At 33.5% G+C, this 12,403-nt stretch carries 13 protein-coding genes; 5 read left to right on the top strand and 8 right to left on the bottom strand.

The window, feature by feature from the left end; genetic code table 11:
• Window positions 1-27 precede the first annotated feature (27 nt).
• Both A5893_RS01365 and A5893_RS01360 read right to left on the bottom strand, forming a co-directional pair.
• Window positions 28-1,098: a WD40/YVTN/BNR-like repeat-containing protein gene (locus tag A5893_RS01365; protein WP_068820742.1), complete on the bottom strand. Its 1,071-nt coding sequence runs from the start codon at window positions 1,096-1,098 to the stop codon at window positions 28-30.
• Between the two features lie 184 nt (window positions 1,099-1,282).
• Window positions 1,283-2,230, bottom strand: coding sequence for an NAD-dependent epimerase/dehydratase family protein (locus tag A5893_RS01360; RefSeq protein ID WP_068820741.1), 948 nt, complete (start codon window positions 2,228-2,230; stop codon window positions 1,283-1,285).
• Between the two features lie 181 nt (window positions 2,231-2,411).
• Between A5893_RS01360 and A5893_RS01355 the strand changes: the two genes are divergently transcribed.
• The 3 genes from A5893_RS01355 (at window position 2,412) to A5893_RS01345 (ending at window position 3,763) form a co-directional block, all read left to right on the top strand.
• On the top strand, window positions 2,412-2,744 hold the full coding sequence (locus A5893_RS01355; RefSeq protein ID WP_068820740.1) for an ArsR/SmtB family transcription factor: 333 nt from the start codon (window positions 2,412-2,414) through the stop codon (window positions 2,742-2,744).
• Window positions 2,745-2,755: 11 nt separating this feature from the next.
• A complete protein-coding gene (locus A5893_RS01350; protein WP_068820739.1) occupies window positions 2,756-3,205 on the top strand; it encodes a DUF6428 family protein in 450 nt (149 codons plus the stop codon).
• Window positions 3,206-3,349: 144 nt separating this feature from the next.
• Window positions 3,350-3,763 (top strand): arsenate reductase ArsC, encoded by a 414-nt coding sequence (locus tag A5893_RS01345; RefSeq protein ID WP_068820738.1) that lies wholly within the window; start codon window positions 3,350-3,352, stop codon window positions 3,761-3,763.
• A 138-nt stretch (window positions 3,764-3,901) separates the two neighbouring features.
• On the opposite strand, the gene A5893_RS01340 is transcribed toward A5893_RS01345, so the two are convergent.
• The 5 genes from A5893_RS01340 to A5893_RS01320 all read right to left on the bottom strand — a co-directional run bounded on the left by A5893_RS01340 (window position 3,902) and on the right by A5893_RS01320 (window position 8,339).
• Window positions 3,902-4,285: a VOC family protein gene (locus A5893_RS01340; RefSeq protein ID WP_068820737.1), complete on the bottom strand. Its 384-nt coding sequence runs from the start codon at window positions 4,283-4,285 to the stop codon at window positions 3,902-3,904.
• Window positions 4,286-4,302: 17 nt separating this feature from the next.
• Entirely contained in the window at window positions 4,303-4,719 is a 417-nt protein-coding gene (locus A5893_RS01335; protein ID WP_068820736.1) for a DoxX family protein, read from the bottom strand.
• Window positions 4,720-4,730: 11 nt separating this feature from the next.
• Window positions 4,731-5,084, bottom strand: coding sequence for a YciI family protein (locus A5893_RS01330; RefSeq protein WP_068820735.1), 354 nt, complete (start codon window positions 5,082-5,084; stop codon window positions 4,731-4,733).
• Window positions 5,085-5,163: 79 nt separating this feature from the next.
• The gene (locus tag A5893_RS01325) at window positions 5,164-5,733 is read right to left on the bottom strand and encodes a Crp/Fnr family transcriptional regulator (protein WP_068820734.1); all 570 of its coding nucleotides are present in this window, start codon (window positions 5,731-5,733) and stop codon (window positions 5,164-5,166) included.
• Window positions 5,733-8,339, bottom strand: a complete 2,607-nt coding sequence (locus A5893_RS01320) for a lamin tail domain-containing protein (RefSeq protein WP_068820733.1) — start codon at window positions 8,337-8,339, stop codon at window positions 5,733-5,735. The genes A5893_RS01325 and A5893_RS01320 overlap by 1 nt, the downstream gene beginning before the upstream one ends.
• Window positions 8,340-8,400: 61 nt before the next feature.
• Between A5893_RS01320 and A5893_RS01315 the strand changes: the two genes are divergently transcribed.
• Complete coding sequence (locus A5893_RS01315) at window positions 8,401-9,396, top strand: aspartate-semialdehyde dehydrogenase (RefSeq protein WP_068820732.1); 996 nt, start codon at window positions 8,401-8,403, stop codon at window positions 9,394-9,396.
• Between the two features lie 347 nt (window positions 9,397-9,743).
• Entirely contained in the window at window positions 9,744-10,718 is a 975-nt protein-coding gene (locus tag A5893_RS01310; RefSeq protein ID WP_068820731.1) for a DUF4365 domain-containing protein, read from the top strand.
• Between the two features lie 454 nt (window positions 10,719-11,172).
• Here the strand turns inward: A5893_RS01310 and A5893_RS01305 are convergent, their stop codons facing one another.
• The gene (locus tag A5893_RS01305; protein WP_068820730.1) at window positions 11,173-12,075 is read right to left on the bottom strand and encodes a polysaccharide lyase; all 903 of its coding nucleotides are present in this window, start codon (window positions 12,073-12,075) and stop codon (window positions 11,173-11,175) included.
• Between the last annotated feature and the right edge of the window lie 328 nt (window positions 12,076-12,403).

Below are 12,403 nucleotides of genomic sequence, written 5' to 3'. Positions count from 1 at the left end.
AGTCCATAGACTAACATCAAACAAAAGTTATGGCATATTTTGAAGTTTGTAAACATTTACTCCAATAGCATAACCGTAAGTTTTATTTTCTGGTGTTTTATATATTCTAATTTTATTACAGGCAATTCCTAAATCTGCTTTTTGCCAAGTTTGCCCACCATCTTTTGTTTCAAAACCTCCAGTATAAGTACCCACAAATCCGTGATTTTCAGTTATAAAACCTACCCCAAATTCTCTAGATCTGTTTTCTTCAACTAGATTTTGTTCTACCCAGGTTTTACCCCCATCTATTGTTTTAGCAATTCTTTGTTGTTTTATATTAGGATCTGGATTATATGATTGAATGGTAACATACGCAACATTAGCTGAAGGAACAGCTATTTTCCATGTAGTTTCAAAAGGACGTTCAGATTCATAAACTTTTTGCCATGTTTTTGCACCATCTATTGTTTTTAAAATCACAGCATGTGAGGTTGTAATGTCATCGCTAGATGCTGCACAAGCAAATCCTTGGTTCTTATTTAACATCTTTATATCAAAAAGCATTTTACAATTACCCTCCATACTGCTGGATATCCATGTTTCCCCAGCATCATGAGAAACCATCATATTTGCTGGGCTACCTACCCTGCCCACTGCATAAACATGGTACTTAAAATCTATTTTACCATGGTTAATATATTGTTCTTTCACTACATCAATTGCGCATAAACCCTTAACATAATTACCTTTATAAGTTACAGGAGCCCAAGTATTACCCCCATCCTTTGTACCGTATAGTGGAATAGTATCTGTTACATTTGGGAAATAATCCGTTCCTACAGTACCAGCAAAGCCTACACTTTCATTTAAGAATGCAATGGTTCTGAAAAATGTTCCTTTTTTCTCCAGCTGTTTTGCCCAAGTTAGGCCGCCATCAATAGTGTGATAAATAGCACCATAACCATTAACATACCAACCTTTTTGTTCATCAATAAAGGAAATATCATCTTGCTTACCAGGATAAGGGTCTGTATTTAGCTTTTGCCAACTAAAATTTTGTGCATTTACTGTTCCCAATAAAAATAAAAGGAAACCAATTGTCAATATTTTTTTCATGAAAAATTAAGTTTAAGATTTTGCTTAGATAAGTATCCGTCAATCAAAAAATATTACAGACAAAATGAAATTTTGCTAATGTAGGATTGCTAAGGTATTCCTTTGTTTTATTTAAAATGAAAAATCATTAAAAAGTATATAAACTACAGCAATACTTTATTAATGATGAAATGGTTTTAATAGCTTAACTCTTTTTTAAGTTTCTAAGCATTTCATAAGTTAATTTTTCCAAATCAAATTTTGGTTGCCAATTCCAGTCTTTTTTTGCCACTTGGTCATCAATAGATTTTGGCCAGCTATCAGCTATTTTTTGTCGGGGATCATTTGCTGTATAATTAAGCTTAAAATCTGGGATATGTTTCTTTATTTCTGAAGCTAAATCTTCTGGATTAAAATTAACTCCACCAAAATTATAGCTAGAGCGTATATTAATTTTATCTTCTGGTGCATCCATTAATTCTATGGTTCCTCGGATGGCATCATCCATATACATCATTGGTAATTCGGTTTCTGCAGAAAGAAATGAAGAATAACTTCCCTTTTTTAAAGCTTCATGAAAAATATGGATGGCATAATCTGTCGTTCCGCCGCCTGGCATTGCTTTCCAACTGATTAAACCTGGATAACGAATACTACGAACGTCTAAACCGTACTTTTGAAAATAATATTCGCACCAGCGTTCACCTGCTAATTTACTGATTCCATAAACTGTGTTTGGATCCATGGTGCAAAACTGTGGTGTTTGTTGCTTTGGAGAATTCGGCCCAAAAACAGCAATGGAACTTGGCCAATAAACCCTTTTGGTGCCAAAATCTATAGCGAAATCTAAAACGTTTAACAAGCCATTCATGTTTAAATCCCAAGCCAATTTTGGATTTTGCTCGCCTGTTGCAGAAAGCAAAGCTGCCAACAAATAAACCTGTGTAGGCTTATATTTTGTAAAAATCTGCTTCAGATTTTCTTTATCTAAAACATTCACAAACTCAAACGGACCGGCATTCTTAGTATCATAATCGGGGCGACGAATATCACAAGCAACTACTTGGTTCACATTGTGAATCCTACGTAATTCGGTGACCAATTCCGTTCCTATTTGTCCGTTAGAACCTATTACTAAAATAATTTCTGCCATGTTTTTGTAGAATGCTTAAAGAGTAAAGGTAAAAATTTGAGTTGGAACTTGTTAAGTTTTTAAATACTAAGTTTAAGTAATAAGTGCTAAAAAGTAAATTTAATGATGAGGAAAATATAAACTGATTAAAATTCTTAAACACAACTTATTATCGTAATATTGCAATATTAAATTAAGTTAAATGGGAGCTTCAAAAACTGATCACTTTACAGACAAGCAAAATGAGATTGCAATCCTTGCAAAAGCATTGGGACATCCCGCAAGGATAGCCATTTTAGAATACTTAATGACCGTTGACACTTGTATTTGTGGCGATATTGTGAATGAACTTCCATTGGCACAACCAACTGTTTCTCAACATTTAAAGGAACTTAAAAATGCTAATCTAATTAAAGGAAATATCGAAGGAAATTCCATTTGCTATTGCATAAATGAAATAGAAATCGATAAAATGAAAAGCTACTTCGAAAATATTTCTAATGCCCTATCAACAAAAAAATTAAACTGCTGCTAAAATTTAACATTATGACTCTTTCAGAAATAAAAAGCATTCTTCCAAAATTAGAAAATGTAGTATTTAAATTAGAAGATGGAACTTCAGTTCCTGAACATTTTCATGTAACGGAAGTTGGGATGATTACCAAAAATTACATTGATTGCGGCGGAACCTTCAGAAATGAAAAAACTGTCGGCTTTCAATTATGGAATGCAGATGATTTTGACCATCGGTTAAAACCCATTAAGCTTTTAAATATTATTAAATTATCTGAAGAAAAATTAGGTATAGAAAACCTGGAGATTGAAGTAGAATATCAAGCCCAAACTATTGGTAAATATGGTTTAGCATTTGAAAATGATACTTTCATTTTAACTAACAAACAAACCGACTGTTTAGCTAAAGACAGTTGCGGTATTCCATCAATTAAATTAAATGTTATACAATCTGCTTGCACACCTGGCAGTGGCTGTTGCTAGTTATCAATGGCAAAAAAAATTATTATTAAGTACAAAAGGCATATTATCATTACAATATCAATTACAGTATTGCAAATTATTTGGGGGTTTGATCCTAAGTTTTGCATAATTAACATCATTTGGCTTTTTGTTTAAATCATCAAAATGAAGAAAATATTAGTACTCTGTACAGGCAACAGTTGCAGAAGTCAAATTGCGGATGGTTATTTAAATTATTTTGCTAAAGAAAAAGCTCAAATTTATAGTGCTGGTGTAGAAACTCATGGAGTTAATCCCAAAGCTATTGAGACCATGATAGAAGATGGGATTGACATTAGCAAAAACACTTCTAATAATGTTGAAGAGTATACCGATGTAAATTTTGATTTTATCATTACCGTTTGCGATCATGCAAAAGAACGCTGTCCGTTTATTCCATCACAAGCGAAAAAATTCCATTATAACTTTCCAGATCCTGCTAAAGCAAAAGGAACAGAAGACGAAATAAAACAAGAATTTAGAAGAGTTAGGGAATTGATTAAAGAATACTGCGAGCAATTTGTGAAAGAAAATTTATAAAGAATCCCTAGTTATTATATTTTCTATCATATAGTAGAATCAGCATTTAATAGATGGATGAATATCTAATTGCCATTATTTAAAAACAAAAAAAGCAAAACTCTATTGAATTTTGCTCTTAATTAAACTAATAATTGCTCACGTCATAGAATGCACCCCAACTGAATTTCCCTCAGTATCAATAAAAAATGCCATAAAGCCATTATCACCAATGTTTGTTTTAGGCATTGTCAACATTCCTCCAGCGTCAATAACTTTATCCAAAACAATTTGCAAATCTGGATTTGCATTCAAGTAAACAATGCTTCCTTCTGTACTTGGTTTATGATTTGGACTTTGAGCTAATCCACCGCCTACGAGTGGGCTTTGAGAGGGGAATACTGCCATCTTCATGCCCATCATTTCCATTTCGAAAAGTTGAGTTTCAAAAATCGTTTCATAAAAGTTTTTTGCTCTTGCTATATCAATAGCAGGAATTTCGAACCAGTTTAACGCGTTGGTTTGCGCACTTAATTTTTGCATATTATTTATATTTAAGATTAACCAATTATTCTTTTGTCTTTAGCGATGAATTTCGCAAACGCCAATAAAGCTCCTGTTACCATTATGTTTCTAAATAAATTTACTGTTTCAAGTTCCTTTTCACGGGCTAAACTTTCTGTCATGTTTTCTAATCCTAACTCATAACCCATAGAGCGTGGAAGATGAACCATTAATGCCATCAAAATCACAAAAAGAGCCATTAAGGTATAAGCAAGTTTATCATATTTACCAATTAATGCACTTACAATAAAGGCGAGAATACAAATAGCAGTAAAATAGTTCCAGAAATAAGGGAATGGTAAATAATCTGGGACAAAGGCTGCTCCAACTTCTGGTTTGCCAAAATGTAAGCCAACATACATTAAAAAAGAAAGTGGAAATATCCACCTGCCGAGATTTAAAATCTTATCCATTTTGTTTTAAATTAATTGTTTGGGAATGGGATAATTGGGCGAATTTCTACACTTCCGTGTGGATATTTTAAGATAGGACAGTTTTTACTCCAGCCTTCCACTTCAGTTAAATCATCGGCTTTGCAAATGAGATAACCCGCAACCAATAAGTTGCTTTCTGTTTTATCAGGACATTGATTTATTCCTTGATTGGAAACTATCTTCCCTTCGTATTCTATAGGTTGAGTAGAAATTAACTTGCCTTGCATCGCAATGTTTCCAATCCAACTTTGCCATGCCGGCATATCCTCTGCCATATCTTGCGGAGTAAGGATATAATTGTTTTCTCCGCTAAGGTTGCGGAATAATAAAAGGTACTCTTTCATGTATTTAATAATTAAATTGTGAATGATGTGTTAAAATTCTACAATTTGAAATCATTAAATATTGACAAATGTCAATGTTTTAAACTTTTGCTTTAAGCCTGCTGAAAGTTTCTTGTGAGATACCCAAATAAGATGCGATGAGCTTGCTGGACAGCCGGCTCATTAGTTTTGGGCGATAATCCATTAACCATTTTATTCTTTCTAAAGCGGTTAATGCTACAAAAGTATTGATGCGGTAAACAGAATTGGCATAAGATGCTTCCAGAATTTGTTTGTAAACTTTATCAAACTGAGGAACAGTTTCCATCATATTTTGAAAGCCTTGTCTATCTATTGCTAAAAGTTCAGATGGCTCTACTGCCCTGATGTTTTCAGTTGCGGGTTGCTGAGATCCAAAACTTATTAATTCTGAACACCAATTATCCTCAATAATTAAATCTCTAGTAGTTTCATTAAATTCTTTATCATAAACATAAACCTGTAAACAACCAGAAACAATAAAATAAACGTATTTACAAACCTCTCCTTGATTTAAAATAGTTTCATTTCGGCTTACTTTTAGTGATTTAAAATTTTGTAAAACTTCATTTAAATTAGTTACGTCTTCACCTAAACGACTAATGATATGTTGTTTAAGTATTTCTATCATCAATTAAACTTTCCAGCTAAGACCGCTGTCCTTTTATATTTCTTCACATTACCATCTAAATCGAAAAGCTCTGTATAAATAATGTAAATACCTGTTTTGGCTTTTTGGTTTGTTTGATCTAAACCGTCCCAAATCCATTGGCCAGATGTTGCCAAAGTTTGGTTTTGTATCAGTTTACGCACCAATGCACCTTGATCATTATAGATAGTGACGTTTGCTGCATAGTTTGGTTGTGAGAATTGATAAAGAATTTGAAGTACATCTTCATAACCATCATTATCTGGAGAAAAAGTTTTGGAGACAAATGAGATTTCCTCTACAGGATTTACATCTTCTAGAAACTGGGAATTTTTATATCCTGGCGTAGCGTAACCGGCAGAAGCGGCAGCAGATCTAAAATTACCAACTGCATTTGTAGGTTGGGTAAAACTGCTTCTTTCTAATGAAACTCCGTTTAAATCCTTTAACAATGCAAACTGCATCTTCTTATTATAATCTAACTGATCTAATTTAGAACTGTCTTTATTCAATAGGATTGCCGTTCCGCTATCATCATTAAAGGAAGGTAAACTGCTCAGTTTAATAAAATTATTGTTTTGAGTGGTGTATTGAGCCTTCACCGTATCTGGATTGGTGGTAATTACCCAATAAGTTTTAGATTGGAATAATAATGTTGTAGCACTTACTGCCCTAATACTCACCACAGAATCTTTAATGGCATCTTTTGTCGCGATTTTTAAATCCTTAAAATCTAAAATCTTATCAGAAACATTGTAAACTTCTACAAAATCTACTCCCCCACTTTTTGGGTTATACAAAAGTTCGTTGATTAAAACATCGCCTTTGGCAATTAAAGCTGGATAAACAAAGCTTAAAGTTTGGTTGCTGATGGTATTTGCTCCACAATCTGTAACGCCATTTACAGTAATGGTATAGGTTTGGTTACGGCTTAAAGCCTGATTATATTTTAAATCTACGCTAGAAAAAGACGGGCCAATTGGCAATGCGCTTTGAGGAATTCCCGCTCCATTATTAATTGAATAATGAGAAGGCAAAGTAGCTTGCAAACTATCTAAACCTCTATTAAAAGTTAAGGAAATGGTTTGTCCGTCCTTTAAAACCGCACTAAGCAATTGTAAAGGAGCAGTAGTCTTGTTGGTTAAATAAATGGAATTCTGTTTACCGGGCGTTCCTCCGCTTACATCTATACTTGCCGAATAATTTTGTGAGGGATTGCAAGTAGAAAGAGGATCAATTAACTCTAATGTCCAACCGCCATTTTTCTTTACTGCATCTTTATACCAAGCATCGGTATAATTAACCTGAGAAATCAAGTCTCCATTTTGATTAATCAGTTTTATCTGATCGCTAGCATTGTTTAAACTTGGCCAAGGTGAAAGCCCAATTACTTTACCATATTTCTTAAATTCTAAAGTATCCGCTTTAGCGCATAAAACAATGTATGAATTGGCTTTAATACTATCGTTGCCAAAAGTGGCGATAGTAGTTGGGTCGCTGTATTTAAAACCGACCAAACCAATATCTTCCGTACTGCGATTCCAAATTTCTATAAACTCTACAGAAGGTAAATCTACTTGCGGACTTGGATCGGCAAAAATTTCATTAATTACAATATCGTTTAGTTTTGCGGTATAAGGTTTTTTATAAAAAAAGCCTTTGTTTTGTGGCGCAGCAACGTTTCCCTTTAAATCTTTTACCGTACTCACCGCAACCGTATAATTTCCTGTTGCCAGCTGATTGGCTAAATTTAAAGTGACTAAGTTCCCATTAACTGTAGCGCTTGTTGGTTGGATATTTCCCGGAGTAATGTTATAGTGAGTGATTATGGCTGCATCAGTTGCATCGACTGGTTCATTAAAACTTAAGTTAATATTAGTTCCATTTGTGGTAGTAGCCGAATTTAATACAGGCGGAGCAGTATCAACTATAATATCTTGAATGATAATGTTATCAAAAAAATGTTTTTGCTGAAAAGAGGCTGTAGATTGTTGAACTAAAAAACCAAAAGAAGTAGTGGTCGTAAAACTATTATCAACTATAGAACCTTCAGTCAAAAAAGAACTTCCGGTACCGGTGCTATCTCTTTCTAAAGTGAAGTTCCCGTTGCTTTCTCTCGTTATTTTAAATTTAAAAGGATTATTTGCAGAACTGCCAACCGATCCATTTTTCCCATCAATAATTTTTGTAGTGGTAACAATTGTCCCGCTCCTTTTATATAAAGCAACCTCATCGTCTGTGTTTCCCATCCTTAAGAAGTAGCCATTAATGTTGGTGCTTTTTAAATCAGCAACATTACTAATTAAATAAACATCAACATAGTTAGCTCCAGAAGTTGAAAATTGTAAATTCACATCAAACTCCCAAGTGCAGTTTAAAGCTTTTGTATTTGGTGTTGAGATATAAAAATTGGAGTTTAACGTAGTAGAATTAGAACGCAACTGCCCATTTACGACTGTAAAATTTGTAGCTACATCTGCCTGCCAGGCAGGGTTTTGCGTAAAATCTCCATCAGTAAAGTTGTCGTTAAGTTGCGAAAATGCAACTTTTGAAGAAAACAGAATTAAAACTAGTAAAAACTTTCCCATATTTGCGCCAATAAAACAAACACAAGATATTAATAATTAATTATTTAAATAAAATCAAATCATGAAAGTTGCAGTTGTAGGCGCAACCGGCCTTGTTGGTACGGTAATGTTAAAAGTTTTAGCAGAGCGCAATTTCCCAGTTACAGAATTAATTCCGGTTGCTTCAGCAAAAAGCAAGGGTAAGGAAATTGATTTTAAGGGAAAGAAGTACAAAGTGGTAACTGTTGATGAAGCCATTGCCATGAAGCCAGATGTGGCCTTATTTTCTGCAGGTGGAGACACTTCTAAAGAGCAAGCCCCAAAATTTGCAGCCGTTGGAACTACTGTTATTGATAACTCTTCAGCCTGGAGAATGGACCCAACAAAAAAATTGGTTGTACCAGAAGTGAATGCCGATGTTTTAACTGCCGAAGATAAAATTATTGCCAACCCAAATTGCAGCACCATACAAATGGTAGTGGCTTTAAAACCACTTCACGACGAATATAAAATTAAAAGAGTGGTGGTTTCTACCTACCAATCTGTTACCGGTACTGGCGTTAAAGCTGTTGACCAGTTAATGAACGAACGTAAAGGAATTATGGACGGCCCAATGGCTTATGCTTATCCTATCGATTTAAACGTAATCCCTCAGATTGATGTTTTCCAGGATAACGGTTATACCAAAGAGGAGATGAAGATGATTTTGGAAACCAAGAAAATTATGGGCGATGACAGCATCCGCGTTACCGCAACTACCGTAAGAATTCCAGTAATGGGCGGCCATTCCGAAGCATTAAATATTGAGTTTGAAAACGATTTTGATTTAACAAAAGTGCGTGAGCTTTTAGCTGCTACTAGCGGAGTGATTGTAGTTGATGATCCTGCAAATGCGAAATACCCAATGCCGATGGATGCCCACGAAAAAGATGAAGTTTTTGTCGGTAGAATACGGAGGGATGAATCTCAAGATAACACTTTAAATATGTGGTGCGTTGCCGATAATTTACGTAAAGGTGCCGCTACTAATGCGGTTCAAATTGCGGAGTATTTGGTAAGTAAAGGTTTAATAGGATAATTCAAAACCCCTAAATAAATTATAAAGCCTTCAGATTTTTCGGGAGGCTTTTTTATTTTTATTACCGTCATGCTGAAGATAAGGAGCATCTCACAAACAGATTATTTATGTCTTTAACAAATGAAGGTGCATCATTCTTAGCTTCCGATAGAAAGGCTGTACAAGGCTCCACTTCGTTGCGGTGCTTCGTTTCACTTCGCACTAAAGCCTTACTATACGATTTATAGAGGGTTTACTTATAATTAAATAAATCAAATTTTAAAGTTTTTCGTATTTATAAATGATTATTAGCTTATGTAATTTTATATAACTATCCAAAATCTGTAAATTATAATCAACATGAAATTATGTTTAATAGAGAAGAAAGAATAGGAGTTTTTTCTGTAGCTAAAATTTTTGTTGAAGATTTCAAATGGATATTTCGTGAACAATCTTTAAATGATTTTGGGATAGATGCCTTTGTTGAAGTAACCCAAACATTGAATCCATATCAAAATAAAACTTTTCCAACAGGTAGAATATTTGCAATTCAAATAAAGTCAGGAATTAGCTTTTTTAAAGAGCTAAATTCAAATTCATATATTTATAGAGGTTCCAGAAAGCATTTAAACTACTGGTTAAACTTCTCTGTATCAGTAGTTTTAATAATATATGATAAATCATCAAATTCTGCTTATTGGCAAGAAATATGTGAATCAACCATAACTCGAACGGTAACTGGTTTTAAGGTTTGTATACCAAGAACCAACTATTTAAACATTCAAAGTAAAGAACGATTAAATAAAATAAGCTACTTTAAAGATGATTATCAATATAAGTTGAGTGTATTGAGAAATTCAATTGATATTATAAATGCAGTTATAATAAAGAAGCACTTTCTATATGTTGAATTATCTTCATGTAATTGGACAAAGGATTTTCAAGTTAGTTTATCAATTTGTGAAGATGAAATGGAATTTGCATTTGAAGCTTTTTACAGTGAAAATTCATATAGTTATTTCTTTTATCTCCCTAAGAATAAATGTTTAGTGGAAGGAATTAAAGATATTCTTCCCTGGGTTGATTTGGAGTATAATGGATTACCATTCTCAAATGATATATTTTGTAAAAATGTGAGAGAGGATACAATTGAATTTGCTAAAGCTTTTGGTATACCTGCTGATTTTCTTTCCAGTGAATCAATTTATGAGATTGCTTGTCAAATGATTGGAGATTATAATTTCAGATTGGAAATTCAATCCAATGAACTAGCTCTTAACTTCTTAAACCTAAATAATTATTTAAGTACCGAATCAAAAGTTGAACAAAGATTTTTTATATAAAATAACATTAAAGCTAGTTTAATCTGTTAAAAACGATAGCGTTTAAACTTTATTAATACCCATTCTTAACCTAGCAACGTCCCACTGTCAGTAGAATTTAGCGAAGCGCTCTCTAGAGATTATCAAATAAATAAGAGTCTCAAGACTCGATAAAATAGATTATTTTAGCTGCTGTTCAGGTATGTTCCGAAGGGCATTTCGAACTCAAAAATAAAGTGGATTTGCAATCCACAACTGCACATTTCTTTTTTCTAAAATGGATTGAAAATCCAATTCATTACAAGTTCGAGATGCGCTACGTTAACATCAAGAACAGCTTGGATTTAATGAGAACCTAACCAGACTTTGTGAGGTTATTAAAATAGGTATAAATGGTATTGAGATTTAAGAATATATTATCATACGAGCTAACTCGTATGATATATATTTAATTGACGCTTATAATTTCATCTATTTAATTAACGATAATATCATCATAATAAATGTAACTATCGTTAGAATTTGATTCCCATGTAGAATCATTGCCGCCTCTAAATGTATCAAACATTACAGCTTTAATAATTCCATTACTTTGGTCGGGTGAGTTATTGCCCCAATAAATCTGATTGTTGTATAATACAGTAGTGCCATTAATTTTTATATTTATAGTACCATTGTTACTTGTACCAGTATTGCTTGTAGCTGTCATATCTACTGTATACCAAGTATCACGACTTATACTACCAGAGCTTGGGTAGACATTAGTATAAACGATATTGGTACCATAATATTTACCTTTAGAATCTACAGGCATATTAGTATAGTACAAATAGGGTTTAAGCTTCCAATTTGCACCATCTCTCTTCCACATCAAGCGAGCGCTACCACCCTGACTTCCATTTACATTTGGCTTAACACCATTATTCTCGCCTGATAGTACTGGCCCCATACCTAAACCTACACCCAATTTTCCACCTTCAGCAAGATCCATATTTGCACTAAACTTAACTCGATATGATACATGATATATGTTTCTAGGAATTATATTTGTTCTTCCGAGAACACCTGATGCTCCCTCTGTTGCCATAGGCATTAATTTAATGCGAAGACTGGCATTACCAGTTGGGTTAGATATATAGGTTCTATCATAAAACCAATTATTGCTTGAATTATTTCCAAATTTACTAATGTAAGATCCTTCATAATAATAGGCCCCATTGGCAAAGGAGTTAAACTTTTCATCAATTGTGTCGTAAATAGCTCGTGGAGATGTTGTAGAGTCGTTTGATAATACCTTTACATCTTTTTTGCAAGAAGACATTGTTCCTGTGGCAGCTAGTAGGCATACTACTGCAGCGGTTTTTAAATTTTGTTTCATAATAGTTTATAAATTGGTGTATAAAAAATTCCTTTTCGGACAGCTTGGTTAGGGGCTGTTGGTTCCCGATAGGGGTTAATAATGATTATTACAAAAAGTCAAGATTGCTGAGTTTTATAAAAGCACTGCCAGAACTAAATGTTGAATCTAATATCGGAGAATGGAGGGTACTCAGTGAGTATCATTTGTATCCAAAATGAGCATCATTTGTATTCTACAAATTGCGGTAAATGATTATTTAACATCCAAAGAACCAACTGTCTGTAGAGTTAGCGAAGCGTTTACTATGGATTAGTTAATAAATAAGAGTCTACAGACTTCATAAAAT

The sequence above is a fragment of the Pedobacter psychrophilus genome (assembly GCF_001652725.1).
GTDB classification, from domain to species: Bacteria; Bacteroidota; Bacteroidia; order Sphingobacteriales; family Sphingobacteriaceae; genus Pseudopedobacter; species Pseudopedobacter psychrophilus.
Note: the sequence above shows the minus strand (reverse complement) of the source record. Positions and strands in the feature narration are given on the sequence as shown.

Bases quoted from the DNA above. Each gene is read 5' to 3' on its own strand.
- A5893_RS01335 (WP_068820736.1), bottom strand. From the start codon at position 4,719: ATGGATAAGATTTTAAATCTCGGCAGGTGGATATTTCCACTTTCTTTT.
- A5893_RS01365 (WP_068820742.1), bottom strand. From the start codon at position 1,098: ATGAAAAAAATATTGACAATTGGTTTCCTTTTATTTTTATTGGGAACA.
- A5893_RS01355 (WP_068820740.1), top strand. From the start codon at position 2,412: ATGGGAGCTTCAAAAACTGATCACTTTACAGACAAGCAAAATGAGATT.
- A5893_RS01315 (WP_068820732.1), top strand. From the start codon at position 8,401: ATGAAAGTTGCAGTTGTAGGCGCAACCGGCCTTGTTGGTACGGTAATG.
- A5893_RS01360 (WP_068820741.1), bottom strand. From the start codon at position 2,230: ATGGCAGAAATTATTTTAGTAATAGGTTCTAACGGACAAATAGGAACG.
- A5893_RS01305 (WP_068820730.1), bottom strand. From the start codon at position 12,075: ATGAAACAAAATTTAAAAACCGCTGCAGTAGTATGCCTACTAGCTGCC.
- A5893_RS01340 (WP_068820737.1), bottom strand. From the start codon at position 4,285: ATGCAAAAATTAAGTGCGCAAACCAACGCGTTAAACTGGTTCGAAATT.
- A5893_RS01345 (WP_068820738.1), top strand. From the start codon at position 3,350: ATGAAGAAAATATTAGTACTCTGTACAGGCAACAGTTGCAGAAGTCAA.
- A5893_RS01325 (WP_068820734.1), bottom strand. From the start codon at position 5,733: ATGATAGAAATACTTAAACAACATATCATTAGTCGTTTAGGTGAAGAC.
- A5893_RS01330 (WP_068820735.1), bottom strand. From the start codon at position 5,084: ATGAAAGAGTACCTTTTATTATTCCGCAACCTTAGCGGAGAAAACAAT.
- A5893_RS01310 (WP_068820731.1), top strand. From the start codon at position 9,744: ATGTTTAATAGAGAAGAAAGAATAGGAGTTTTTTCTGTAGCTAAAATT.
- A5893_RS01350 (WP_068820739.1), top strand. From the start codon at position 2,756: ATGACTCTTTCAGAAATAAAAAGCATTCTTCCAAAATTAGAAAATGTA.
- A5893_RS01320 (WP_068820733.1), bottom strand. From the start codon at position 8,339: ATGGGAAAGTTTTTACTAGTTTTAATTCTGTTTTCTTCAAAAGTTGCA.